Raw genomic sequence first — 23,618 nt, forward strand, 5'->3', positions numbered from 1 at the left:
CTGCGTGAGCATCACGCCCGAGGGCTCGGCCGCTGGAAGGTGTCGGCTGCGTCACACCCCGGCACTGGAGCGGGGTGGTCGGCGGTGGTGCGGTCGGTCGGCACACGCGTCTGGGCGCTACCCCGGCGGTGGGGGTGAGCGCCCAGGTACGGGTTCGTCGGTTCCGGTCAGCGGCCCTGTCCGCGCCGGTCAGGCGCAGTCGCGGCAGATGTACTGACCGTTCACTTCCTCGGCGAGGCGGCTGCGGTGGTGCACGAGGAAGCACTTCGAGCAGGTGAACTCGTCGGCCTGCTTGGGCAGGACCTTGAACGTCAGTTCTTCGCCGGACAGGTCGGCACCCGGCAGCTCGAAGTTCTCGGCAGACGCATCCTCGTCGACGTCGACGACCCCGGACTGTGTTTCATTGCGCCGCGCCTTGAGCTCCTCAAGGGAGTCCTCAGCGAGTTCGTCTGCCTCGCTGCGACGCGGTGCGTCGTAGTCGGTCGCCATCTTCTTTCACCCCTGCGGTCAACGGAGACTGTTCGTGTCGCTGGTAAACGCACCAGCGCCCCTGTTTGTGCCCTCCGTCCCCAGTGACGGAGGTCTCGCCCGCGCGGCCGGGCGTCGACCCCCTGTACGTCGACGCCTTCAGGTGTCCGGGAGCGCGCGGAGCGCCGAGAGGGTAGCTCATCGCACGGGGTGGCGTGCACCGGGTTCCCCCTAATTGAGCAGACGGGTGACACGACCTTCACACGCTGGCCCGATAGGCTTCGGGTGGGCCCACCCACCCGAAGCGACCGCGCAACGGTGCACCCGCGCTGCGCCGACGGTCCGCGACCGGGTGATTGCGGCCCGCGACGGCCGGCCCCGGGACGCGGGATCAGGGGACGCGGCCTAGCCTGATCACAACAGCACTGCGCCAGGGGAGGTCGGCGGACGTGGGACCCGGTTCGGGGAGTGGCGGGTCGTCGCGGTACCGGAAACGTCGGCCGGTGCCGGCGCTGGTGCTGTTCGTGGTACTCGCGGTGACGGCGGTAGTGGTGTGGAACAACGTGCTGGCCGACGCGGGTGACGTCGACGCGGCGATCAAGTGCAACCCGCCCGGCAACGTGCCTTCGACGATGGCACCGCCGGTGGACGGCGCGCCACCCGCGCCCGCCCCGGCGATGGGCGCGGTCCTCGCGCACGACGCCCTCGACCGCACCGACCCGGTGCCGATCGGGAACATCCAGTTCCGCGTGTACAACGCGAGCACCCAGCGCAACCAGGCGCGGTTCGTCGCGACGACGCTGACCGAGCTGGGGCTCAAGCAGGCCGCCGAGCCGGGCAACGACCCGGTCTACCCGGCGCAGGACATGGCGTGCCGGGGCCAGCTCCGCTTCGGCGCGCCCGGCGCGGGCGCGGCCCGGACGCTGAGCCTGATCGAGCCGTGCCTGGAGCTGGTCCGCGACGAGCGGCAGGACGCCACCGTGGACGTCGCGGTCGGCAAGAAGTTCAGCGAGGTCAAGCCGAACCACGACGCCCGCAAGGTGCTCGACCAGCTCGCGACCTGGGCCGAGCAGCAGCCCGACCAGCAGGGCGGGCAGGTCTCCGAGCCGAGCTCGGCATCGGTCAACGCCGACAACCTCCAGGCCGCGCGCGACGTGCACTGCTGACCTCCACCGCGCCCGCCGGGTCCGGTGACCCGGGGTCGGTGCGACGCCGGCGGGTGGCGGCGGGTTTCGCCCACCGGCCCGGACCACCCGTCCGGATCAGCCGATCCGGGTGGTGTGCCGGGGGCCGGTGGTCGTCGGCGGGTCAGACCTCGCCGAAGCCGTGCGCCACGAGCGCGTCGAAGAGCGCGTCCGCGATACCGGGCGCGGCGGCGAACGTGGCGTCGGTGCCGAGTTCCGGTGCCTCGCCCGGCAGGTGGACGACCGCGCCCGCCTCGCGGGCCAGCAGCGCCCCGGCGGCCCAGTCCCAGCGCCCCAGGGCGTGCTCGGCGTAGGCGTCCAGCCGGCCGGCGGCCACCGCGCACAGGTCCAGGGACGCCGCGCCCGCGCGGCGCAGGTCGCGCAGGAGGGGTGCCAGACCCGCCCAGGTCTCCGCCTGGCGCTTGCGGCGGTCGGCCCGGTAGGCGAACCCGTACCCGAGCAGCGAGAGGTCCAGGCGGCTCGCGGCGGACACGGCGAGCCGGCGGCCGTCCAGCCACGCGCCCGCGCCGGTGGCCGCCGTCCACACCCGGCCGCTCGCCGGTTCCACCACGGCCCCCGCCACCGAGACGCCGTCGACCTGCGCGGCGACGGACACCGCGTAATGGGGGATGCCGTAGAGGTAGTTGACCGTGCCGTCGATCGGGTCCACGACCCAGGTCAGGCCCTCGACCGCGTCGCCGCCCTCTTCCTCGCCGACGACCGGCTCGCCGGGGCGCAGCTCGGCCAGCCGGGCCCGCACGAGCTGTTCGGAGGCGCGGTCGGCGGCGGTCACCACGTCGGTGGCGGTGCTCTTCGTGTCGAACTCCGGGACGGCCGAGGACCGCATGGCCAGCACGAGTTCGCCCGCCTCCCGGCCCACCTGCACCGCGATGTCGACCAGCGCGCGCGGATCGGACTGCACCTGTTCCTCCTGGGGCCACTCGCACGGGACTATCGAAGTCTTGCAGGCTAGTGTCCTCGGCCACGGTTGCTGAATCGAGCAGGAAGGACCACCGGGATGGGCAAGACGCACGGGTTCGGCGTGGACATCGGCGGCTCGGGCATCAAGGGCGGACTCGTGGACCTGGGGGCGGGTTCGCTGGACGGTGAGCGCCTGCGCATCCCGACACCACAACCCTCGACGCCGGAGTCGGTCGCCGAGGTGGTCGCCGAGATCGTCGAGAAGTTCGGGTGGGACGGCCCGCTCGGGATCACCCTGCCCTGCGTGGTCAAGCACGGCGTCGCGAGCACCGCGGCGAACGTGGACAAGGGGTGGATCGGCACGGACGCCGCCGCGCTGTTCGCGCGCCGGCTCGGCCGGCCGGTCGAGGACGTGGTGGTGCTCAACGACGCGGACGCCGCCGGGATCGCAGAAATGCGGTTCGGCTCCGGCAAGGACCGCGACGGGCTGGTGGTGCTGCTGACGTTCGGCACCGGGATCGGCAGCGCGCTGTTCCTGGACGGCGACCTGGTGCCCAACACCGAGTTCGGCCACCTGGAGGTCGACGGGCACGACGCGGAGACCCGCGCGGCGGCCTCGGTGAAGGAGGACAAGGGCCTGAGCTGGGCGGAGTGGGCACCGCGGGTGTCGCGGTACCTGGGCGTGCTGGAGAACCTGATCTGGCCGGACCTGGTCATCGCGGGCGGCGGGGTCAGCAAGAAGGCGGAGAAGTGGCTGCCGCTGCTGGACGTGCGGACCGAGGTGGTCGCGGCGGCGCTGAAGAACGACGCGGGCATCGTCGGCGCGGCCGTCGCGGCGGCGCGCGGTCTGCGGCACTGACCGGCGTCCCGACTTTCCCGGGGCTCCTAGCTGCGAGAACGCGTGCCGGGGCGGATCTCATGCGGGTGATGCGCATCGGCACGCGTCGCACGTCGTTACAATGGAACGGTGCCCCGCTGACGAACGATCCGGCGGGCTCTCCCCCGTACTCCGGCGACCGAGGTTCGCGCCCTTCGGTTTGCCTTGATCGACAGTCGCGAAAGGGCGTACGTGGCAGCCGCGAAGACTACTCAGGCAGCTCAGGCTGACGCCGAGGAGACGCCCAAGGCCACCTCGGCGAGGAAGGCCCCGGCCAAGAAGCCGGTGGCGAAGACCGCCGCGGCGGGCAAGACGGCCACGCGGTCGCCGCGCAAGACGGCCGCCAAGGCCGCCCCCGCCGGGACTCCGGCGAAGGCGAAGAAGGACGGCGACGAGCCCGACGAGATCGAGGGCGCTCCCGGTGACGAGGACTTGGTCGACGAAGTCGAGCTGATCGACGAGCCGGTCGAGGAGGAGCCCGCCGAGGAGGAGGCCAAGCCCGGCGAGGGCGACTTCGTCTGGGACGAGGAGGAGTCCGAGGCGCTGCGGCAGGCCCGCAAGGACGCCGAGCTCACCGCGTCCGCCGACTCGGTCCGCGCCTACCTCAAGCAGATCGGCAAGGTCGCGCTCCTCAACGCGGAGGAGGAGGTCGAGCTCGCCAAGCGCATCGAGGCCGGCCTCTACGCCGCCGAGCGGGTGCGCCGGGCCGAGGAGGAGAGCGAGAAGCTCACCCCCCAGCTCCGCCGCGACCTGCGCTGGATAGTGCGCGACGGCGAGCGCGCCAAGAACCACCTGCTGGAGGCGAACCTCCGCCTCGTCGTGTCGCTGGCCAAGCGCTACACCGGTCGCGGCATGGCGTTCCTGGACCTGATCCAGGAGGGCAACCTGGGTCTGATCCGCGCGGTGGAGAAGTTCGACTACACCAAGGGCTACAAGTTCTCCACGTACGCGACGTGGTGGATCCGCCAGGCCATCACCCGCGCGATGGCCGACCAGGCCCGCACCATCCGCATCCCGGTGCACATGGTCGAGGTCATCAACAAGCTCGGCCGCATCCAGCGCGAACTGCTCCAGGACCTGGGCCGCGAGCCCACGCCGGAGGAGCTGGCGAAGGAAATGGACATCACGCCCGAGAAGGTGCTGGAGATCCAGCAGTACGCGCGTGAGCCCATCTCGCTGGACCAGACGATCGGCGACGAGGGCGACAGCCAGCTCGGCGACTTCATCGAGGACTCCGAGGCCGTGGTGGCCGTGGACGCGGTGTCGTTCACGCTCCTCCAGGACCAGCTCCAGTCGGTGTTGGCGACGCTGTCCGAGCGCGAGGCGGGCGTGGTCCGGCTGCGGTTCGGCCTGACCGACGGCCAGCCCCGGACGCTGGACGAGATCGGGCAGGTCTACGGGGTGACGCGGGAGCGCATCCGGCAGATCGAGTCGAAGACCATGTCGAAGCTGCGGCACCCGTCGCGGTCCCAGGTGCTCCGCGACTACCTGGACTGAGCTCCGACCACCCGGACGCCGGCGATCCCGCGGGATCGCCGGCGTCCGGCGTTCCGGGCGGCCGGCAGCGGCTCGGCGGGGTGCGGGTCGCGCGGTCCGAATCGACGCGGTGTCGACCCCGTTCGGTGGCGGTGACGGGTCGCCGGCGCGACCGTCGCGTGAGGACGGTGTGAGCTGACGGGCCGGTGAACCGGACGTGATGCGTCCGGATGATGGAATCCGGGACCGTGTTCGCTCTGGGCTGACCAAAGTGTTACCGATCACACTTCGGCCTAGCGCGGACCCACCTTTTGGAGCAGCGGGGACCGTCCCCTCCTCGTATCCGCAGGTCTCGAAGTGTTGGCCTGACAGCAGAACGTGAGCTTGAGACAGGCGAACCGGTGGAAGTTCCAGGTTCGAACACCGTGGGGCGCGGGTAAATCGGAAGTGACGCGGGTCGCCACGGACTCGGGAACACTGACTTACGCCCGTGCGTCTGCAAGAGTGGAGCCAGCGAACACGACGCACCAGCCAGATGCGGGGTGGTCGCAGCTAGGTGTGAGGGCACCGAATCCCCGGTGCCGGGACGGAGGGAGATTTCCATGACTACCACGCTCACCCGCCCCGAGTTGACCGCTGCCGACCGCTGCGACCGCTGCGGGGCTGCTGCCCAGGTACGCGCCGTGCTCCCCTCCGGGGGCGAGCTGCTGTTCTGCGGGCACCACGCCCGCGAGCACAGCACCAAGCTGCGCGAACTCGCTGCCGAATTGCAGCAGGGCTGAACACAATCAGGCCGTGAGGCCTGTAGCACCCTAGCCGTCCGGGGCGGAGACCGCGAGGTCTCCGCCCCCCTGCATTTCCAGGACGTGCCAGGACCCGCACGACCCCGTGGCCCGTCGCGAGCCGGCCAGGGGGAGGAAGGGGCTACCCGATGCCTTGTTCCGCGCAGGCCGCTCGGGTGTCGGGCACGCAGATGTCGGCGGGTTCGACGAAGCCGGCGTCCACCACGAGCTTGACCCTGTCCTTGGTGATCAACTGAGGGGTGAGCAGGACGGACTTGACCCGGCGGTGGCCCTTGGCGTCCTCGGTGGTGCCGGTGGCCAGGGCGTCGGCGGCGGCGGTGTCGCCCTTGGCCAGCGCGCCGGCGAGCTTGGCGGCGGCCTCGGCCTCGGCGGCGATCGGTTTGAACACGGTCATGTACTGGTCGCCGCGCAGGACGGCCCGGAGGCCCTCCGGGGTGGCGTCCTGGCCGGTGACCGGGACCTTGCCGTTGAGCCCGAACTTCTTCAGCACGGTGATCACCGCGCCGGCCAGGCCGTCGTTGGCGGCGACCACGCCGTCCACCCGCCGGCCGTTGCCGGTGAGGACCTGCTCGAAGGTGGTGCCGCCCTTCCCGTTGTCCCAACCCTCGATCGGCTGCGACCGGACCAGCCGGTAGTCGCCCGAGTCGTACTTGGCCTGGAGGACCTTCTTCTGCCCCTGGGTGAGCAGGGCGGCGTTGTGGTCGGTGGGCGCGCCCCCGATCTCGATGACCTCGGCGGGCCGCTTGCCGGGCGCGAGCGCCGCCAGGCCCTCGACCAGGCCCCGGCCCTGGAGCTCGCCGACCGCCACGTTGTCGAACGAGACGTAGTACCGGGAGGTGCCGCCCCGGTTGAGCCGGTCGTAGTCGATGACGTGGACGCCCTGGGCCTCGGCCTTCTTCGCGACCGACGCGCCGACCTCGCTGTTCGGGGTGGCGATGATCAGCACCTCGACGCCCGCGTCGATCATGCCGTCGGCGATCGTGCCGAACTTCCGCACGTCGCCCTGGGCGTTGCGGACGTCGGGGTCGAGGCCCTCGGCCTTGAGCGCACTCTCCAGGAGCGGCTTGTCGAAGCCCTCCCAGCGGACCGAGGTGGCCGTCTCCGGGAGGATGACGCCGACCTTCGCACCCTCACCCGGGCCGTCATCGGTGGTGCCCGAGGTGCTGCCACCGCCGGAGGTGTCGGCACCGCACGCGCTCACGGCCATGACCAGTCCGGTGCCGACCGCGATGAGGGCGAGGCTCCTGCTGCGCATCCGCCGTCCCTTTCCGAGCTGCCGGGAACGCTGTGGCGCACAACGTAGGCCCGGTCGCGCGGTGACCGGAAGCGATCGCACCGAATGGCCGTACCCGGGGGTCGGCGGGCGGTCCCACGGCACGGCGGCGGGGTGGGCCGCCCGGGTCACCAGGAGCGCAGGGTGGCGATGCGCTCTTCGAGCTGGTCGATGCTGGCCATCGCCGTGGGCGGGCCGCCGCAGTACTCGCGCAACTGGTTGTGGATCTTGCCGTGCGGCTTCTTCGTGCGGTGGTGGTGCATGGCCACCAGGGTGTTCAACTCCTTGCGGAGCGTGGCGAGGCGTTCCTGGACGCCGGCCGGCCGGGCCTGCGGCGGGGCGGGCGCGATCGGGGCGGCGGCTTTCTTGCCGGCGTCGACGAGCTGCTTCTCCTGCCGCTGCCGGAGCAGCGCGCGGACCTGGTCGGGCTCCAGCAGGCCGGGCAGGCCCAGGTACTCCTGCTCCTCGTCGCTGCCCGCGAACGCGGCGGTGCCGAACGACGAGCCGTCGTAGATCACCTGGTCGAGCTCGGCGGACGCGCCGAGGGCGGTGAACGCCCGCTCTTCCTCGCCCGGCTCGTCGCGGACCTGGTTGGCCTGGGCGAGCAGCTCGTCGTCCCAGCCGTCCTTCTCCCGGTGCGGCTTGCCCAGCACGTGGTCGCGCTGGTGCTCCAGCTCGCTGGCCAGGCCGAGCAGCACGGGCACGCTGGGCAGGAACACGCTGGCCGTCTCGCCCTTGGCGCGGGCGCGCACGAACCGGCCGACGGCCTGCGCGAAGAACAGCGGGGTGGACGAACTCGTCGCGTACACGCCGACCGCGAGGCGCGGCACGTCCACGCCCTCGGACACCATCCGGACCGCGATCATCCAGCGCTCGGAGGTCTGCGCGAACTCGGCGATCCGGCCGGACGCCTTCGGGTCGTCGGACAGCACCAGCGTCGCGGTGTGGCCGGTCACCCGGTGCAGGATCTCGGCGTAGGCCTTGGCGACCGTCTGGTCGGTCGCGATCACCAGGCCGCCGGCGTCCGGGATGCCGCCGTTGCGGAGCTGGGTCAGCCGCAGGTCGGCCGCCTTGAGCACGGAGGGGACCCACTCGCCGGTCGGGTCCAGCGCGACCCGCCACGCGCGCGCGGTCTGCTCCTGGGTCAGCGGCTCGCCGAGCCGGGCGGAGAACTCCTCGCCCGCGCTGGTCCGCCAGCTCGCCTCGCCCGAGTAGGCCAGGAAGATCACCGGGCGGACGACGCCGTCCTTCAGCGCGTCGGAGTAGCCGTAGGCGTGGTCGGCCCTGCTGCGCTGGAGGCCGTCCGGGCCGGGCTCGTAGTTGATGAACGGGATCTGCGAGTCGTCGCTGCGGAACGGCGTCCCGGTCAGGCTCAGCCGGCGCACGGCGGGGGTGAACGCCTCGCGGATCGCGTCGCCCCACGACTTCGCGTCGCCGCCGTGGTGGATCTCGTCGAGCAGCACCAGCGTCTTGCGCTGCTCGGTGCGCACCCGGTGCAGCATCGGGTGCGCGGCCACCTGGGCGTAGGTGAGGGCCACGCCGTGGAAGTCGCGGGACGTGACGGCGTTGGTGTTGCGGAAGTTCGAGTCGATCGCGATGCCGGCCTCGGCCGCCGCCGTCGCCCACTGGTGCTTGAGGTGCTCGGTGGGCGTGACGACCGTGACGGCCTCGACCGTGCGGTCCGCGAGGAGCTCGGCGGCGACCCGCAGGCCGAACGTCGTCTTGCCGGCCCCGGGGGTCGCGACCGCCAGGAAGTCCTTCGGCCTGGCCGCCAGGTACTTGGTCAGCGCTCGGCGCTGCCAGGCGCGCAGTGGGCGGGTCGTGGCGACGTGCGGTTGCGACAACCTCGATCCCTTCGGCGCTGCTCGTGGTGTTCGGCGGGCGTGTCCGCTGCGACATGCGAATGCCCTCGTGGTGGCGACCGTCGAGGGCAGGGACAGCCTACCCGTTGCGGGCGCGGCATCCCGGGTCCTGGCCGGGATCAACCGTCGGCCGGGGCGGTTCCCGCTGGTCGTGGCCCGGTGTGGGGTTGGGCTCAGGGGCGTGGCGGTGGGTCTGGTGCGGGTGGCCGGCGACGGGTCCGCAGCCGCGAGGTGTGCGCGGGGCCGCGCGGAGGTATGCGGAGGACGACACCCGCCGGGTCGATGCCGCGAAATCCGCGGGTATGCACCATGCTGGAGGTGCGATGGCTCCGCCTGACGACGAGACAGCACGCAGCACGCCCAGGAAAGGGCCACTGCGCCTGCTGGCGCGCACGTTGGAGAAGGCGTGGGAGCGGAGCATCTTCTCGGAGGCCGCCGAGGCGGCTTTCTGGCAGACCCTGTCCTTCCCGCCGTTGTTGCTGGGGTTGCTCGGTTCGATGGGATATCTCGGGGACTGGATGGGTCCCGAGGTGGTGTCCGCGGTCAAGGACCGGATCATCTCGTTCTGCCGGACTATCTTCAGCCAGGACGTGGTCAGCGGGGTGATCGCGCCGACCGTCGACCAGATCCTGACCACCGGCAAGGGCGAGATAGTCTCGATCGGTTTCCTGATCTCGCTGTGGGCGGGGTCGTCGGCCATGTCGTCGTTCGTGGACGCGATCACCGCGGCGCACGACCAGTACGGCGTGCGCAACGAGGTCTGGCAGCGGATCTTCGCCCTGCTGCTGTACGTGATCAGCCTGGTGCTGCTGATCGTCGGGCTGCCGGTGCTGGCCCTGGGACCGGACCTGCTGCTGCTGGTCTTCCCCACGGGGTGGCGGCCGACCGTCGAGGTCTGGCTGGGCGCTTTCTACTACCCGGGGATCGGCGTCCTGCTGGTGGTGGCGCTGGCGACCCTGTACAAGGTGTCGCTGCCCAACAAGCTGCCGTGGCACCGGTTGGCACCGGGTGCGGTGCTGGCGATGGCGGTGTTCCTGCTGTCGTCCATCGGGCTGCGCCTGTACATCCGGTGGATCACCACCACCGGGTACACCTACGGCGCGTTGGCGACGCCGATCGCCTTCCTGCTGTTCGCGTTCTTCATCGGGTTGGCCATCACCATCGGGGCCTACTTCAACGCCGCGATCCAGGACATGTGGCCGGCGCGGATGACCCGCCGGCAGCGCCGGCGGTGGCGGCGGCTGGAGCTGGAGCGGGCGGCCGAGCGGATCCGCACCGACCAGGGCCGGAACGCGTGGACGGTGGACGAGGCCGCGCCCCCACCGGCGGACGAGGTCGGGTCCCCGCCGGCGGACACCGACCGCACGACGCCGCTGCCCATCGACCGGGCGCGGTGAGCGGCACCTACCGGCCGGCGGGCGCTCCCAGGTAGCGGTCCAGCGCGGCGGCGGCGGTCAGCATCGCCCGGGAGCGGGCGTCCAGGGCGCGGCGGCGGTCGGCCAGGGCGCGGGTGACCCGGGCGGGGTCGCTGGTGTCCCGGAGCTCGTCGAGCAGCAGCCGGATGTCGGCGATCCGGTGGCCGGCGCGGCGCAGTTGGCCGACCAGGTGGGCGTCGCGCACGTCGGCGGCGGGGTAGACCCGGTGGCCCTGCCGGTCGCGGCCCGGGGTCAGCAGCCCCTCGTCCTCCCACCGGCGCACGGTCGCGGGCCGCACGCCGAGCTGGTGGGCCAGCGGACCGATCGCGACCGGAGCGCCCGTCCACGCCTGGACGGTGAGGCCTCGCAGGGTGGTCTCGACGGAGTCCACGATGGCGCGCGCCGCGACGAGTTCGGCGTGACCCCGGTCGATCAGGTCCAGCGCGTCGGCCAGGCGGTCCGCGTTGACCGCGACCATGATCGCGGTGGCCCTCGGGTGGCCGTGGCCGGGCACCAGGGCCAGGAACGCGGCGAGGGCCGCCGCGTGGCGCTCGGAGTACCGCCGGTACCCGGAGGCGGTGCGCGGGGCCGGCGGCAGCACGCCCGCGTCCTCGTAGTTGCGCACGGCCTGGGTCGACAGGCGGTGCCCGCGCGCCAGGTCGATCGGTCGCACCTGTCCCCCAGGTTGAAGGTTGTGCCGCACTCAGCAGGGGGTTTCGCCCGCAAGTTTCAACGGCATCAACAAGGATACGGTTGAGCTGGTCGATGTGCTCCTGTCCCCCGGAAGGACCCCGCATGACCAGCGGCACCCCCGCACCCCTGATCAGCACCGGCCACGACCGGCGCGCGCTCGGCGTCGCCCTCGCCGCCCGGGTCGCCCAGGCACCGCCGCGACTGCTCGGGTTCGGTGAGCCGATGCACGGCGAGGAGGAGTTCCCGCTCGTGCGCAACGCCCTGTTCGAGGCCCTGGTGGACCGGGCGGGCTTCGTCACGATCGCCCTGGAGACCAGTGCGTGGCACGGCCGGCTGGTCGACGACCACGTCCGGGGAGGTGCCGGCGACGAGGACGAGGTGATGGCCGCCGGCTTCACCCACGGGTGGGGCGCGTCGCCCGCGAACCGGGCGCTGGTCCGGTGGCTGCGCGAGCGGAACCGGAACCGGCCCGGCGGCGCGCGGGTGCGGTTCGCGGGCTTCGACGCCCCGGTCGAGATGGCCGGTGCACCCAGCCCGCGCGCGGCGCTGCGGGTGCTGCACGACTTCGTGCGCGCCCACGTCGACGGGTCGGAGCCGGTGCCGTGGGAGGTGGTCGACCGGCTGCTCGGGGACGACGCGCGCTGGGAGGAACCGGCCGCCGCGATGGAGCCCGCCCGGTCCGTCGGGGCCGAGCCCCGCGTGCACGAGCTGCGCGGGATCGTGGACGACCTGCGGTGGGCCCTGGTCTGCGCGCTGCCCGGCCTGCGGCGCGAGCACTCCGACGCGTTGGACGACGCCCTGCTCGCCGGGCGCACCTCGGCGGGCGTGCTCGCCTACCACGCGGCCATGGCGCGCGACACCGACGACCGCTGGCAGCGGCTCGCCGCGATCCGCGACGCGATGATGGCCGAGAACCTCCAGGCCATCGCCGAACACGGACCGGTGCTGGTGTTCGCGCACAACCAGCACCTGCGGACCGGGGCCCCGGAGGTGGCGTTCGGGACCACGACCCTGCGCTGGGAGCCCGCCGGTGCGCACCTCGCCGACCGCCTGGGCGGCGACTACCAGGTCATCGCGTGCGCGGTGGGCGAGGCCGCGCACCGCGACATCGGCGCACCGGCCCCGGACACCGTCGAAGGCGTGCTGCACGGGCTGCCGGAGGGCCGCCACCTGCTGTCCGCGCCCGAACTGCGGGCCCTGGGCGGCGCGATGCGCAGCCCCGGCTTCAACTACTTCCCGCTGGACGACGCCCTGCTCGGCGACGTCGACCAGGTGTTGTTCTTCCGCACCATCACGGCCGGCGGTGCCGGGTAGCGGCGGGTCGTGCGCGCACGACTGTGCCCCGGCTGCCACAGGGGTGGCACCGGGGCACGGGGGTCGTGCTCACTGACCGTTGTTCTTGGGCAGGCCGTCGAAGATCTTCTTGCACTCGGGGCACACGGGCGAGCCGGGCTTGGGCGACTTCGTCACCGGGAAGACCTCGCCGCAGAGCGCCACCACGTGCGTGCCCATGACCGCGCTTTCCGCGATCTTGGCCTTGCGCACGTAGTGGAACATCTTCGGGGTGTCGTCCCCGGTGTGGTCCGTGCCTTCGGGCCGGGTCTCGACGTCGGGGAGAGTCTGCGTACTCACCCCGACAGCTTACCTGGGATGATGGCCCCCCGTGAGTACGCCGAGCATCACCGACGAGGTCCGCACCGCCCTGGCCGAGAACCGGCCGGTGGTCGCGCTGGAGTCCACCATCCTGTCCCACGGGCTGCCGCCCGGCCGCAACCGCGAGGTCGCCGCGCGGCTGGAGCGGGTCGTCCGGGGTGCGGGTGCCGTGCCGGCGACGATCGCGGTGCTGGGCGGGGTGGCCAAGGTCGGGTTGTCCGACGCCGAGCTGGACCGCGTGTGCGACCCGGCCGGTTCGCTGGTGAAGCTCTCCCGGCGGGACCTGGGCGCGGCGTTCGCGCTGCGCAAGGACGGTGCGACGACGGTGGCGTCCACAGCGGCGCTGGCCCACGCCGCCGGGGTCGGCGTGTTCGCCACGGGCGGGCTCGGCGGGGTCCACCGAGGCGCGCGGGAGACCTGGGACGTGTCCGCCGACCTCGACGTCCTGGCCACGACGCCGGTCCTGGTGGTGTGCTCGGGGGTGAAGTCGATCCTGGACGTCGGGGCCACGCTGGAGCTGCTGGAGACCCGGTCCGTGCCGGTGCTGGGTTTCGGGACCTCGGCGTTCCCGGCGTTCTACCGCCGGTCGTCCGGGTTCGACGTGCCGTGGCGGGTGGACACCGCCGCAGCGGCGGCGGCCGTGGTGGCCGCGCACCGCGAATCGGTGCCGGGCACGTCCGGGGTGCTGCTGGCCAACCCGATCCCGGCCGAGTTCGAGATGGACCAGGCGCTGCACGACCGCTTGCTGGCCGAGGGTCTCGCCGCCACCCGCGACGTGCACGGCAAGGACGTGACGCCGGCCCTGCTGGAGCACTTCCACCGCGCCAGCGGCGGGGTGAGCCTGGACGCCAACGAGGCGCTGGTGGTGTCGAACGCGCTGCTCGCGTCCCAGGTCGCCGTGGAGCTGTGCGGGTGACCCGGGTCGTCGTGGTGTCGGGGACGCCGGGTTGGACGTGGTCGCCCGGCACTCCGGACCGATCGTGCACGGCGGCGACTCGCGGGCCTCGGTGACCGAGGCGACGTGCTGCGTGGTCGTCCTGGTGGACGAGGGCGGCCGGCGGTCCACGCTGCCCGACCGGGGTGCGAACGCGCGGTTCTCCCCCCCGCCGACCTCGACCCGGCGATCCTGGACGGCGCGCGCCACCCGCACCTGTCGGGCTACGTGCTGCTGGACGCCACGTCGCGGCCGGCGGGGTCGGCGGTGCTGCGGGCGGCGCGGGAGGCCGGCCTCACCACCTCGGTCGACCCGCAGTCCGCCGCGCTGATCCACGACGGTTTTCTGGACGACATCCGGGACGTGGACCTGTTGCTGCCCAACGCGGACGAGCTGATGGCGCTCACCGGATCGGCGGACCCGTCCTCGGCCGCGGCGCTGGTGGACGTCGTGGGCGCGGTCGCGGTGACCACCGGGGCCTCGGGGGCGAGCTGGGTGGACCGGGACGGGGTCGCCTCGGTCGGCGGCACCCGGTTGGACGCCCTGGCCGGTGGGGTCGAGGCGGCGGCCCGCGCGGTCTCCGCCGTGGGAGCTCAGCCCTCGATGACCTGATGGGCCTTGGCTTCGAGGGCCCGGTGCTCCTTGACGTAGCGGTTCGCCTTCTCCGCCTTGCGCGGCGGGCGGTCGTTCGCGACGAGCACCGCCATCCACGGCAGCGGCACCGACAGCGCGATGAAAGCCAGCGCCAGCCACCACGTCTGGTAGAAGACCATGGCCAGCAGGAGGCACGGAATCCGCGCGCCCATCATGATCGCGTACTTGCGCTTGCGCGCGGCGTGTTGCTCTTCGTAGGACAGAGCCGCATCGGTGATGAGCACCGGTGTGCCGTCGTGCTCGTGGTCCACCATGCCTCCATGGTCCCACTACCGGGATTCGCGCGACACCTGTCGGATGAGGTATTCGCCACGGGTGACGGCCGACACGAGGTCCCGGTGCCGATCCGCCGAGGGGTGTCGTGCCGTCTTCGCCGCATTCGCGGCCACCGGACCGTACGATCCGTTCGTGGTGGCCCTTGATCGCCTCGTGGACGTGCTCGGCAGCCTGGGCACGCACCTGAGTTGCGCGCCGCGAGGGCGGGACGTCGAACTGCGCGGTGTCGCGCTGCACGACCCGACCGAGCACACCGCCGCCGCTGCCGACGACGTGCTGCTGGGGCTGGGCGTGCCCTCCCCCGCCGCCGCGGCCCGGCTGGTCTCCTCCACGAACGCCGCCGCCGTCGTCCTGCACGGGGCACCGCCCCTGGACGAACGGGTGGTCGCGGCGGCCAGGCGGTCCGGGGTCGCCGTGCTGCTGGTCGACCCGTCCGTGCCGTGGGGGCAGCTCGCGAACGTGGCCCAGACCGTCGTGCTGGGCGGTCGGCGCAAGGGGTCCGGGGACCTGTTCGCGGTGGCCGACGCCATCGCGGCGGTGGTCGGCGGGCCGGTGACCATCGAGGACCAACAGTCCCGCGTGCTGGCGTACTCCTACCGGCAACAGGGCGTGGACCAGGTCCGGGTCCAGACGATCCTGGGGCGTCGGGTGCCCGACTCGGCGCGCCGGGCGCTGGACGGGTACGGGGTGTTCACCCACCTCGCCCGCTCCGACGAGCCGATGTTCGTCCCGAAGCTCACCGACCAGCTCGGCGGGCGTCTCGTCGTGGCCGTGCGGGCCGGGCGCGAGCTGCTCGGGTCGGTGTGGGTGGAGGTCGACACCGACGTCGACGCCGACCGGCACGCGGCGTTGCAGGACGGTGCCCGCACGGCGGCGCTGCACCTGCTGCGGGCCCGCGCCAGCGCGGACCTGGAGCGGCAGGCCGAGGCCGACCTGGTGATCACCGTGCTGGACGACGGGGTGCCCGCGCACCTGGCGCGCCTCGGGCTGCCCGCCACCGACCTGCGGGTGATCGCGGTGCAGGCGCACGCCGGCGAGGGCGAGCACGGGGCCGCGCTGCTGGCGTTCGAGCGGGCCACGGCGGGTTTCGGCTGGTCCCGTCCGGGGCGCAGCGCGTTGTTCGGCAACGTCCTCTACACCGTGCTGCCCTGCGGCGAGGACCCGGCCAACGCGGTGGAGTGGGTGCGCGCGCTGACCCGGGAGATGCCCGCCGAGGCGGTGGTCGAGGCCGGCATCGGCGGGCGGGCGGACGCGGGCCAGCTACCCGCGTCCCGCGACGAGGCCGACGAGTGCCTGGCGCTGTGCGCGGGCGAGCCGGTGGTCTACGACCGGGCCTGGGCGCGGGTGCTGCTGCGGCGGTTGGCGACGGTCGCCGAGACGGGCCGGGTGCCCGCGCGCGGGCCGGTGGCCGACCTGGTGCGGCACGACCGGGACTTCGGCACCCAGTACGCGACGACGTTGCAGGCGTGGCTGGCGGCCCAGGGCGACGCCCGCGAGGCGGCGCGGGAGCTCTCGGTGCACCCGAACACGCTCCGGTACCGGATGCAGAAGATGGCCGAGGTGACGGCGTTGCCGCTGGACGACCCGGACCAGCGGTTGGCGATGGCGATCGCGCTGGCGGTCGGGCGCTACCGGGAGTAGGGGCGGGGGCGCGGCGGGGTGGGCGGCGCGGGAGGATTGGCTGTGCTTCCTGACCTCTCCACTGAGCTGACCGCGCGGTTGCGCGGGGCATTTCTGAACGCCGGGTACGACGCCGACGGGGTGGTGGACGTCCTCGGGCCGCAGGCGCACGCCGCGCTGGGGCGCGGTGAGCCGGAGGCCGCGCGGCGGGCGAGCCGGGACGCGGGCGAGCTGGGCACGCTGATCCGGCTGTTCCTGCTCGGTGCCGCCGAGGAGCCCGCCGCCGTGGCGAAGGCCCTCGGCGACCTCGCCGTCGCCGACGCGGTCGAGGCCGGGTTGCTGACGGCCGCCGGCGACCGGGTGCGCGCCGGGCTGGACGTGCGGCCCTACGGCGACGACGCGGGGTCGTGGTGGGTGGTCGCGGACCTCGACTCCGACCAGCGCGGCGGTCCGGTGCCCGCCGACCACGTGCTGGGGGTCGGCCACGCGTCGATCAGCCTGGCGCGGGCCACCTCGCGGCGGCCGGTGGACACGCTGCTCGACCTGGGCACCGGGTGCGGCGTCCAGGCCCTGCACGCGTCCCGGCACGCGCGACGGATCACCGCGACCGACCTGTCCGAACGGGCGCTGCGGCTCGCGCGGGCCACGTTCGGGCTCAACGGGCTGGACGTGGAGCTGCGGCGGGGCGAGTGGTTCGGGCCGCTGCGCGACCGGACGTTCGACCAGGTCGTGTGCAACCCGCCGTTCGTGGTGGGGCCGCCCCGGGTCGACTACGTGTACCGCGACTCCGGTCTGGCCGGTGACGACGCGAGCGCGCTGGTCGTCCGGCAGCTCCCGGCGTTCCTGAACGAGGGCGGCGTGGGCCAGCTCCTGGCCTCCTGGGTGCACCGGCGGGGCGAGGACTGGGCGGACCGGGTCTCCCGCTGGTTGCCGGGGAACGTCGACGCGTGGTTCGTGCAGCGCGACGTCGCGGACCCGGCGCTCTACGTCGGGACGTGGCTGCGCGACGCGGGTGTCGACCCCCGGTCCGACGAGGGCCGGGCGAAGGCGGGCGCGTGGCTGGACTGGTTCGCCGAGAACGAGGTGGAGGGCGTCGGGTTCGGGTTCGTCACGCTGCGCCGCACCGACGTCGCCCACCCCGAGGTGGTGTGCGAAGACCTGCGCCACGCCTACGACGACCCGCTGGGCCCCGAGTCGGCGGCGTGGCTGGACCGCGTCGCGTGGTTGCGCGGGCGCTCGGACGACGAGTTGCTGCGGACCCGGTTCACCGTGCCCGGGACGGTGGTGCTGGAGGAGGTCTCCGCGCCGGCCGAGGACGGCTGGGAGGCGGTGGTGCGCCGGCTGCACCGCACCGACGGTCCCGGCTGGCAGCACGAGCTGGACGAGGTCGCGGCCCGGCTGCTGGCCGGCTTCCGGGGCGTGCTGCCGCTGGAGGACCTGGTGGCGCTGCTCGCGTACGCGCAGGACGTGGACGCCGACGCGCTCGCCGGGGCCGCCGTGCCGGTGGTCCGCGAACTGGTCCGGCACGGCATGGTGGTGCCCGCGTGAGGGCGGTCGTGGCGCGCGTCACCGAGGCCGAGGTGACCGTGGACGGGGAGCGGGTCGGCGCGATCGGGGAGCCCGGTCTCCTCGTGCTGCTGGGCGTGCACGTCGACGACACGGCGGCGAAAGCCCCGCTGATGGCGCGCAAGCTGCACGAGTTGCGCGTCCTGCGGGACGAGGAGTCGTGCGCCACGACCGGGGCACCACTTCTGGTGGTGAGCCAATTCACACTCTACGGCGAGACGCGGAAGGGCCGGCGTCCGTCGTGGACGGCCGCGGCGCGTCCGGAGCACGCCGCTCCCCTGGTCGACGCGGTGGTGCGGGAACTGCGCCAGAAGGGCGCTCGCGTGGAAACCGGGAGGTTCGGCGCGATGATGTCCGTGCGCAGTGTCAACGACGGTCCGTTCACCGTCCTGGTGGAACTCTAGATCGTTCTCAGGTAATCCTCAGGATTCGCGGCGCAACCGCTGTGACGGCAGTGACGTCTCCAGATCGGGGGCACGGGAACCATTCCGCTCCGGTCGACGTTTCCCCCAGTGACAGAGGCCGAAAGGCGACGCCGCGCAGCGCAGCGCGGGACGCGTGACCGCACTGCCAGCCCGCGAAGGGGGAGGGAGCTCCATGACCGTCCCGAAGGTCCTCGACCGCGAGGTCGGGAACGACTTGACCACCACGAGCGCCGAGTTGGACCTCGACGCCCAGGGACCGGCCGCCGACCTGGTTCGGGTCTACCTGAACGGCATCGGCAAGACAGCGCTGCTGACCGCGGCCCAGGAAGTGGAACTCGCGAAGCGGATCGAAGCGGGGGTCTTCGCCCAGCACATGCTGGAGACGGGTGCCGGCCTGTCCCCGACGCGCCGCGAGGAACTGCGCGCACTGGTGCGCGACGGCCACGTGGCAAAGAACCACCTTCTCGAAGCGAATCTGCGGTTGGTCGTTTCGCTCGCCAAGCGATACACCGGTCGTGGAATGCCGCTGCTCGACCTGATCCAGGAAGGCAACCTGGGCTTGATCCGCGCGGTCGAGAAGTTCGACTACACCAAGGGATTCAAGTTCTCCACCTATGCGACGTGGTGGATCCGCCAGGCGATCACCCGGGGAATGGCGGACCAGGGTCGCACCATCCGGCTCCCCGTCCACCTCGTGGAGCAGGTGAACAAGCTGGCGCGGATCAAGCGCGACCTGCACCAGCAGCTCGGTCGCGAGGCGACCTCCGACGAGCTGGCCAGGGAAGCGGGGATCACCCCGGAGAAGGTGTCCGACCTGCTCGACCACGCGCGCGACCCGGTGAGCCTGGACATGCCGGTCGGTGCCGAGGAGGACGCCCCGCTGGGCGACTTCATCGAGGACTCGGACGCCACGGACGCGGAGAGCGCGGTCATCTCCGGCCTGCTCCAGGACGACCTGCGCCGCGTGCTGGCCACGCTGGACCAGCGCGAGCAGGCGGTGATCCGGCTGCGCTACGGCCTGGAGGACGGCCAGCCGCGCACCCTGGACCAGATCGGCAAGCGGTTCGGCCTGTCCCGCGAGCGGGTGCGGCAGATCGAGCGCGAGGTCATGTCGAAGCTGCGGCAGGGCGAACGCGCGGCGAAGTTGCGCGCCTACGCGAGCTGAGCGGGCTGTCACCCGTTCAGCCGGGTTGACTTGTGCCTCCGGTCACGGCACGGTCGCGTGGTACAACGAGCTTTGCGACTCCTCCACCCCATTTCGCGGAGGCGGTCGCACGCCGAGGAAGGTCGGGGCGGTCGGGGGCCGGCCCGGCCTTCCGCGTTGTCGGGGTACGGCCCGGCGGCACGTGGTTCCCGGGCGGGGACATCGTGCCGACTCCCCCGCGACTCCCCCGGCTGCCCGCTCCGTGGTCGCGAGCCGGCGGCGGGCCGGTGCGGCCAGAGCCTTTCCCGCCCGCACGACGTGAATCACACCGAGCCGGCGGTACCGGAGCGGGGTGCGCGGTATAGGTTCGGCGGAACCCGAAGCGCGCAAGGGAGCCCGCGACGTGCCCGCAGTGCCCGCCACCACGTTCCAGCACACCGACGTCCTGCCCCTGGCCGAGGACACCCGCACGGACTACCGCCTGGTCACACCGGACGGCGTGACCGTCGTGGAGGCCGCCGGACGCCGGTTCCTCCAGATCGAGCCCTCCGCGCTGACCCTGCTGGCCAAGGAGGCCATCCGGGACATCCAGCACCTGCTCCGCCCCTCGCACCTCGCCCAGTTGCGCGCGATCGTCGACGACCCCGAGGCCAGCGGCAACGACCGGTTCGTCGCCATGGACCTGCTGCGCAACGCCTGCATCTCGGCCGGCGGCGTGCTGCCGATGTGCCAGGACACCGGCACCGCGATCGTGCTGGGCAAGCGCACCGAGTCCGTGCTGACCGGCGGCGCGGACGAGGAAGCCCTGTCGCGCGGCATCTTCGAGGCCTACCAGGAGCTCAACCTCCGGTACTCGCAGATGGCACCGGTGACCTTCTGGGACGAGAAGAACACCGGCAGCAACCTGCCCGCGCAGATCGAGCTGCTCGCCGCGCCCGGCACGGAACCGAAGTACGAGTTCCTGTTCATGGCCAAGGGCGGCGGCTCGGCCAACAAGACGTTCCTCTACCAGGAGACCAAGGCGCTGCTGAACCCGTCGCGCCTGGCGAAGTTCCTGGACGAGAAGCTGCGCTCGCTGGGCACCGCCGCGTGCCCGCCGTACCACCTGGCGGTGGTCGTGGGCGGGCTGTCGGCGGAGCAGAACCTGAAGGTCGCCAAGCTCGCGTCCGCGCGCTACCTGGACGACCTGCCCACCGGGGGCTCGGCGCTGGGCCACGCGTTCCGGGACGTCGACCTGGAGCGGCAGGTGCTGGAGCTGACCCGGAACTTCGGCATCGGCGCGCAGTTCGGCGGCAAGTACTTCTGCCACGACGTGCGGGTGGTCCGGCTGCCCCGGCACGGCGCGTCCTGCCCGGTCGGCATCGCCGTGTCGTGCTCGGCGGACCGCCAGGCCAAGGCGAAGATCACGCCCGAGGGCGTGTTCCTGGAGCGGTTGGAGCGCGACCCGGCGCGGTTCCTGCCGGACGTCGAGGGCGAGGACCTCTCCGACGAGGTGGTCCGGATCGACCTGACCCGGCCGATGGCCGAGATCCGCGCGGCGCTGTCGGCGCTGCCGGTCAAGACCCGGGTCTCGTTGACCGGCCCGCTGGTCGTGGCCCGCGACATCGCGCACGCCAAGATCAAGGACCTGCTGGACGCCGGCGGGGAGATGCCGCAGTACCTCAAGGACCACCCGGTGTACTACGCCGGGCCGGCCAAGACGCCCGAGGGGTACGCGTCGGGCTCGTTCGGCCCGACCACCGCCGGCCGGATGGACTCCTACGTGGAGCAGTTCCAGGCGGCGGGCGGCTCGCTGGTGATGCTGGCCAAGGGCAACCGGTCGGCGCAGGTCACCGGCGCGTGCCGCACGCACGGCGGGTTCTACCTGGGTTCGATCGGCGGGCCGGCGGCCAGGCTGGCGCAGGACTGCATCCGCAAGGTCGAGGTGCTGGAGTACCCGGAGCTGGGCATGGAAGCGGTGTGGCGGATCGAGGTGGAGGACTTCCCGGCGTTCGTCGTGGTCGACGACAAGGGCAACGACTTCTTCGCCGAGACCTCCGCGCCGACCCTCCAGATCAGCTTCCGCAAGTAGCTCCCACCGAGGGTCTGCCGCGTGGTGGGCCCTCGGTGGTGTTCTCGTCGACGACGCCCGGATCGCCCCGGCGGACGGTCAGCCGGTCTGCTCGCGCGCTTCGAGCACCACCCGGCGCTCGCCCAGCGGCGCGGTCAGCTCCACGTTCACCGGCACGCTGAGGAGCTCCTCCGTGCACACGCCGTCGTTCGGCGGGTAGTAGGTGGTCACCAGGGCTACCCGCACCTGGTCCGCGCCCTGCGCGGTCACCTCGGCGGACGCCCGCTTGCAGCCGCCGGCGAGGCTGAACACCTGGAGCGTGCGGCCGTCCGGGTACACCCACACCTCGCGCCGGTAGGCGTCGGACAGGGCGCTCACGTCCAGCCGCTCGACGGGGACCCGGCTCGCCGCGCCGGGCGGCGGTGGCGCGCTGGACTGCGGCGGCGGGGTCCCGCCGCCGGGGTGCGTGGGGGTCGGCGACCCCGTTGTCGATGCCGTTGTCGACGGCGTTGCCGACGCCGTTGTCGACGCCGCCGGTGGGGCCGTGGCGGACGTCGGGGTGGTCGGGCCGCCCGCCGGGTCGCCGCCCGCGCAGCCGGCCAGCGCGAGCGCCGCGAGCGCCACGGCGACCTTGACGTTGCTCATAGCGCTATGACGGTACTTCCGGGCCGGGCGGTTGCACGGCGACGCCCGACCGGGGTGCCCGGCCGGGCGTCGGGTTCTCCGGGAGGGTTACTCCTGGTCCTGCCGCACGCTGAGCACCACCGTGCGCTCACCGAGCGGGGCGTCCAGCTTGACGGTCAGCGGCGGGTGGCGGATGTCCATGGTGCAGACCTCCGCGTCCTTCGGCGTCGTCTCCACGAGGACCACCTTCACCGCCTGGGCGGACTGCTCGGTGAGCTCGACGCTCGCCTTGCCGCAGCCGCCCTCCTGCCCGATCAGGCCCAAGGTGCTGCCGTCGCCCTCGGTCCACGCCGTCCTCGGCGATCCCTCGGGCACGGCCGTGGCGTCGAGCTTCGCCTTCGGCACCTCCTTGCCGCCGGGCGGCACCGGGCTCTCGAACTCCGGTTCTTCCGACGAGGGCGGGCTGGACGGCGCTGTGGTCAGCGTCGGGCCGCCGCCGTTGCCCGCGTCGAGCGCGGGCTGAGTCGATGCGCAGCCGACGAGCGTGAGCAGCAGCGCGCCGGCACCGATCGCGGTTCCCAGGCTTCTCATGTGCAGAGGACGGATCGACGCCGGGACGGGGTTGCTCCGCCCTTTTGACAGTTACCCGTTCAGGTGATCGCGACCACCCCGCCCGGCCGTGCGCTCGGACCGCGTTCCGCTCCCGCGCGCCGGGTGTGCTGGTAAGAATCGGCACCACGGGGGTGTCGAGCGCGCGTTGCCGGACGACTCGTGGGGAGGACAGGTGACTGGACCCGCGTCACCCGCTCGGCCGAACGCGGTGAAATCGGCCGACCGGACCGTGGAGCTGCTCGAAGCGCTGTCCGCGTCGGACCGCCCGCTGACGCTGACCGAGCTGCACCGCGAGCTGCGCTACCCGAAGTCGAGCCTGTCCATGCTGGTGCGGACGCTCGTGGCCCGGGGCTGGGTCGAACTCGACGCCACCCGCGCCACCTACCGCATCGGCGTGCGCGCCCTGCTGGTCGGCACCTCGTACCTGGACCACGACCCGGTGGTGCGGGTGGCGCTGCGGGTCCTGGACCAGGTGCGCCGCGAGGTCGACGAGACGGTGCACCTGGCCCGGCTGGACGGCTCGGACGTGGTCTACCTGGCCGGCCGCGAGTCCGAACACCACCTGCGGGTGGTGTCCCGGGTCGGCCGCCGGCTGCCCGCGCACGCGACCTCCCCGGGCAAGGCCCTGCTCGCGGCGCGCGGCCCGCAGGAGGTGGACGCGATCCTGCCCACCCGGCTGGAGCCGCTCACCCCGAGCACCGTGGTGGACCGCCCCGCGCTGCACGCGCAGCTCGCGGGGTTCCGCGCGGCCGGCTACGCGCGGGAGCGCGAGGAGAACACCGCCGGGCTGGGCTGCTACGCGGTGGCCCTGACCTACCGCACGCCGGTGCTGGACGCGCTGAGCTGCTCCGTCCCGCTGGGCCGGCTCGACCCGGAGCACGAGCGCCGGATCGTCGAGGCCCTGGCGCGCGGCGCGCGCACGATCGCCGAGCTGCTCCGCCGGTAGTCACGGCGTCGGCGAGGTGGCCGTGGACCGGCCAGCCGGGTGGCCCGAGGCCGTGCGATCACCTGATGCGGGCCGCGCCGACCTGGGACACCCTGGTCGGGTGGCGGACCCGCCGCCGCCGATCGTTTCGCACGCCGGAAGA

The 23,618-nt window shown here is 72.9% G+C and carries 22 protein-coding genes and 1 pseudogene; 14 read left to right on the forward strand and 9 right to left on the reverse strand.

The genetic code is table 11. The features are described from left to right. Window positions 1-189 precede the first annotated feature (189 nt). Complete coding sequence (locus AB0G01_RS08795; RefSeq protein ID WP_015099231.1) at window positions 190-489, reverse strand: DUF4193 domain-containing protein; 300 nt, start codon at window positions 487-489, stop codon at window positions 190-192. Between the two features lie 428 nt (window positions 490-917). On the opposite strand from AB0G01_RS08795, the gene cei reads away from it, so the two are divergent. Continuing rightward, complete coding sequence (gene cei / locus AB0G01_RS08800) at window positions 918-1,634, forward strand: envelope integrity protein Cei (RefSeq protein ID WP_360941382.1); 717 nt, start codon at window positions 918-920, stop codon at window positions 1,632-1,634. Between the two features lie 142 nt (window positions 1,635-1,776). Here the strand turns inward: cei and AB0G01_RS08805 are convergent, their stop codons facing one another. Beyond that, the gene (locus tag AB0G01_RS08805; RefSeq protein WP_360941385.1) at window positions 1,777-2,574 is read right to left on the reverse strand and encodes an inositol monophosphatase family protein; all 798 of its coding nucleotides are present in this window, start codon (window positions 2,572-2,574) and stop codon (window positions 1,777-1,779) included. Between the two features lie 96 nt (window positions 2,575-2,670). Between AB0G01_RS08805 and ppgK the strand changes: the two genes are divergently transcribed. From ppgK to AB0G01_RS08820, 3 genes are all read left to right on the forward strand, one after another. After that, the gene (ppgK, locus tag AB0G01_RS08810; protein ID WP_360941388.1) at window positions 2,671-3,432 is read left to right on the forward strand and encodes a polyphosphate--glucose phosphotransferase; all 762 of its coding nucleotides are present in this window, start codon (window positions 2,671-2,673) and stop codon (window positions 3,430-3,432) included. Window positions 3,433-3,642: 210 nt separating this feature from the next. Beyond that, window positions 3,643-4,947, forward strand: a complete 1,305-nt coding sequence (locus AB0G01_RS08815) for an RNA polymerase sigma factor (protein ID WP_360941391.1) — start codon at window positions 3,643-3,645, stop codon at window positions 4,945-4,947. Between the two features lie 581 nt (window positions 4,948-5,528). Continuing rightward, window positions 5,529-5,708 carry a hypothetical protein gene (locus tag AB0G01_RS08820; protein ID WP_121011206.1) on the forward strand — a complete coding sequence of 60 codons (180 nt, stop codon included), beginning with the start codon at window positions 5,529-5,531 and terminating at the stop codon, window positions 5,706-5,708. Between the two features lie 142 nt (window positions 5,709-5,850). On the opposite strand, the gene AB0G01_RS08825 is transcribed toward AB0G01_RS08820, so the two are convergent. After that, window positions 5,851-6,984: a substrate-binding domain-containing protein gene (locus AB0G01_RS08825; RefSeq protein ID WP_360941394.1), complete on the reverse strand. Its 1,134-nt coding sequence runs from the start codon at window positions 6,982-6,984 to the stop codon at window positions 5,851-5,853. 146 nt (window positions 6,985-7,130) lie between these two features. Then, entirely contained in the window at window positions 7,131-8,846 is a 1,716-nt protein-coding gene (locus AB0G01_RS08830; protein ID WP_360941397.1) for a DEAD/DEAH box helicase, read from the reverse strand. A 341-nt stretch (window positions 8,847-9,187) separates the two neighbouring features. Here AB0G01_RS08830 and AB0G01_RS08835 point away from each other — a divergent pair, with 341 nt between their 5' ends. Continuing rightward, entirely contained in the window at window positions 9,188-10,261 is a 1,074-nt protein-coding gene (locus AB0G01_RS08835) for a YihY/virulence factor BrkB family protein (protein WP_360941400.1), read from the forward strand. 7 nt (window positions 10,262-10,268) lie between these two features. Here AB0G01_RS08835 and AB0G01_RS08840 read toward each other — a convergent pair whose 3' ends face one another. After that, window positions 10,269-10,952: a MerR family transcriptional regulator gene (locus tag AB0G01_RS08840; RefSeq protein WP_360941403.1), complete on the reverse strand. Its 684-nt coding sequence runs from the start codon at window positions 10,950-10,952 to the stop codon at window positions 10,269-10,271. Window positions 10,953-11,074: 122 nt separating this feature from the next. Here AB0G01_RS08840 and AB0G01_RS08845 point away from each other — a divergent pair, with 122 nt between their 5' ends. Beyond that, entirely contained in the window at window positions 11,075-12,286 is a 1,212-nt protein-coding gene (locus AB0G01_RS08845; protein ID WP_360941406.1) for an erythromycin esterase family protein, read from the forward strand. A 69-nt stretch (window positions 12,287-12,355) separates the two neighbouring features. Here the strand turns inward: AB0G01_RS08845 and AB0G01_RS08850 are convergent, their stop codons facing one another. Further along, on the reverse strand, window positions 12,356-12,604 hold the full coding sequence (locus AB0G01_RS08850) for a DUF3039 domain-containing protein (protein WP_360941409.1): 249 nt from the start codon (window positions 12,602-12,604) through the stop codon (window positions 12,356-12,358). Window positions 12,605-12,635: 31 nt separating this feature from the next. Here AB0G01_RS08850 and AB0G01_RS08855 point away from each other — a divergent pair, with 31 nt between their 5' ends. Beyond that, the gene (locus tag AB0G01_RS08855) at window positions 12,636-13,541 is read left to right on the forward strand and encodes a pseudouridine-5'-phosphate glycosidase (protein WP_360941412.1); all 906 of its coding nucleotides are present in this window, start codon (window positions 12,636-12,638) and stop codon (window positions 13,539-13,541) included. Window positions 13,542-13,572: 31 nt separating this feature from the next. Beyond that, window positions 13,573-14,171 (forward strand): annotated as a pseudogene (locus AB0G01_RS08860) (PfkB family carbohydrate kinase). On the opposite strand, the gene AB0G01_RS08865 reads toward AB0G01_RS08860, so the two are convergent. Further along, on the reverse strand, window positions 14,153-14,467 hold the full coding sequence (locus AB0G01_RS08865; RefSeq protein ID WP_360941415.1) for a DUF3099 domain-containing protein: 315 nt from the start codon (window positions 14,465-14,467) through the stop codon (window positions 14,153-14,155). The pseudogene AB0G01_RS08860 and the gene AB0G01_RS08865 sit on opposite strands and share 19 nt — an antisense overlap. Window positions 14,468-14,621: 154 nt before the next feature. Here AB0G01_RS08865 and AB0G01_RS08870 point away from each other — a divergent pair, with 154 nt between their 5' ends. The 5 genes from AB0G01_RS08870 to AB0G01_RS08890 all read left to right on the forward strand — a co-directional run bounded on the left by AB0G01_RS08870 (window position 14,622) and on the right by AB0G01_RS08890 (window position 21,315). Then, window positions 14,622-16,130, forward strand: coding sequence for a helix-turn-helix domain-containing protein (locus AB0G01_RS08870; RefSeq protein ID WP_360941418.1), 1,509 nt, complete (start codon window positions 14,622-14,624; stop codon window positions 16,128-16,130). Between the two features lie 42 nt (window positions 16,131-16,172). Beyond that, window positions 16,173-17,657: a methyltransferase gene (locus AB0G01_RS08875; RefSeq protein WP_360941421.1), complete on the forward strand. Its 1,485-nt coding sequence runs from the start codon at window positions 16,173-16,175 to the stop codon at window positions 17,655-17,657. Continuing rightward, window positions 17,654-18,079 (forward strand): D-aminoacyl-tRNA deacylase, encoded by a 426-nt coding sequence (dtd, locus tag AB0G01_RS08880; RefSeq protein WP_360941424.1) that lies wholly within the window; start codon window positions 17,654-17,656, stop codon window positions 18,077-18,079. The genes AB0G01_RS08875 and dtd overlap by 4 nt, the downstream gene beginning before the upstream one ends. Window positions 18,080-18,272: 193 nt before the next feature. Next, entirely contained in the window at window positions 18,273-19,265 is a 993-nt protein-coding gene (locus AB0G01_RS08885) for a sigma-70 family RNA polymerase sigma factor (RefSeq protein WP_360941427.1), read from the forward strand. Between the two features lie 382 nt (window positions 19,266-19,647). Next, a complete protein-coding gene (locus tag AB0G01_RS08890; protein ID WP_360941430.1) occupies window positions 19,648-21,315 on the forward strand; it encodes a fumarate hydratase in 1,668 nt (555 codons plus the stop codon). A gap of 78 nt (window positions 21,316-21,393) precedes the next feature. Here the strand turns inward: AB0G01_RS08890 and AB0G01_RS08895 are convergent, their stop codons facing one another. Together AB0G01_RS08895 and AB0G01_RS08900 are read right to left on the reverse strand one after the other, a co-directional pair. Then, window positions 21,394-21,939, reverse strand: a complete 546-nt coding sequence (locus AB0G01_RS08895; protein ID WP_360941433.1) for a hypothetical protein — start codon at window positions 21,937-21,939, stop codon at window positions 21,394-21,396. A gap of 87 nt (window positions 21,940-22,026) precedes the next feature. Further along, the gene (locus AB0G01_RS08900; RefSeq protein WP_360941436.1) at window positions 22,027-22,509 is read right to left on the reverse strand and encodes a hypothetical protein; all 483 of its coding nucleotides are present in this window, start codon (window positions 22,507-22,509) and stop codon (window positions 22,027-22,029) included. Window positions 22,510-22,702: 193 nt separating this feature from the next. Here AB0G01_RS08900 and AB0G01_RS08905 point away from each other — a divergent pair, with 193 nt between their 5' ends. Next, entirely contained in the window at window positions 22,703-23,476 is a 774-nt protein-coding gene (locus AB0G01_RS08905) for an IclR family transcriptional regulator (RefSeq protein ID WP_360941439.1), read from the forward strand. Window positions 23,477-23,618 lie beyond the last annotated feature (142 nt).

The organism is Actinosynnema sp. NPDC023587, from assembly GCF_040640215.1.
Taxonomy (GTDB): Bacteria; Actinomycetota; Actinomycetes; order Mycobacteriales; family Pseudonocardiaceae; genus Actinosynnema.

What these genes read in the sequence shown, in the direction of transcription:
- AB0G01_RS08795 (WP_015099231.1), bottom strand. Translation starts at nt 489, where the DNA reads ATGGCGACCGACTACGACGCACCGCGTCGCAGCGAGGCAGACGAACTC.
- ppgK (WP_360941388.1), top strand. Translation starts at nt 2,671, where the DNA reads ATGGGCAAGACGCACGGGTTCGGCGTGGACATCGGCGGCTCGGGCATC.
- AB0G01_RS08820 (WP_121011206.1), top strand. Translation starts at nt 5,529, where the DNA reads ATGACTACCACGCTCACCCGCCCCGAGTTGACCGCTGCCGACCGCTGC.
- AB0G01_RS08825 (WP_360941394.1), bottom strand. Translation starts at nt 6,984, where the DNA reads ATGCGCAGCAGGAGCCTCGCCCTCATCGCGGTCGGCACCGGACTGGTC.
- AB0G01_RS08835 (WP_360941400.1), top strand. Translation starts at nt 9,188, where the DNA reads ATGGCTCCGCCTGACGACGAGACAGCACGCAGCACGCCCAGGAAAGGG.
- AB0G01_RS08845 (WP_360941406.1), top strand. Translation starts at nt 11,075, where the DNA reads ATGACCAGCGGCACCCCCGCACCCCTGATCAGCACCGGCCACGACCGG.
- AB0G01_RS08865 (WP_360941415.1), bottom strand. Translation starts at nt 14,467, where the DNA reads ATGGTGGACCACGAGCACGACGGCACACCGGTGCTCATCACCGATGCG.
- AB0G01_RS08885 (WP_360941427.1), top strand. Translation starts at nt 18,273, where the DNA reads ATGACCGTCCCGAAGGTCCTCGACCGCGAGGTCGGGAACGACTTGACC.
- AB0G01_RS08895 (WP_360941433.1), bottom strand. Translation starts at nt 21,939, where the DNA reads ATGAGCAACGTCAAGGTCGCCGTGGCGCTCGCGGCGCTCGCGCTGGCC.
- AB0G01_RS08900 (WP_360941436.1), bottom strand. Translation starts at nt 22,509, where the DNA reads ATGAGAAGCCTGGGAACCGCGATCGGTGCCGGCGCGCTGCTGCTCACG.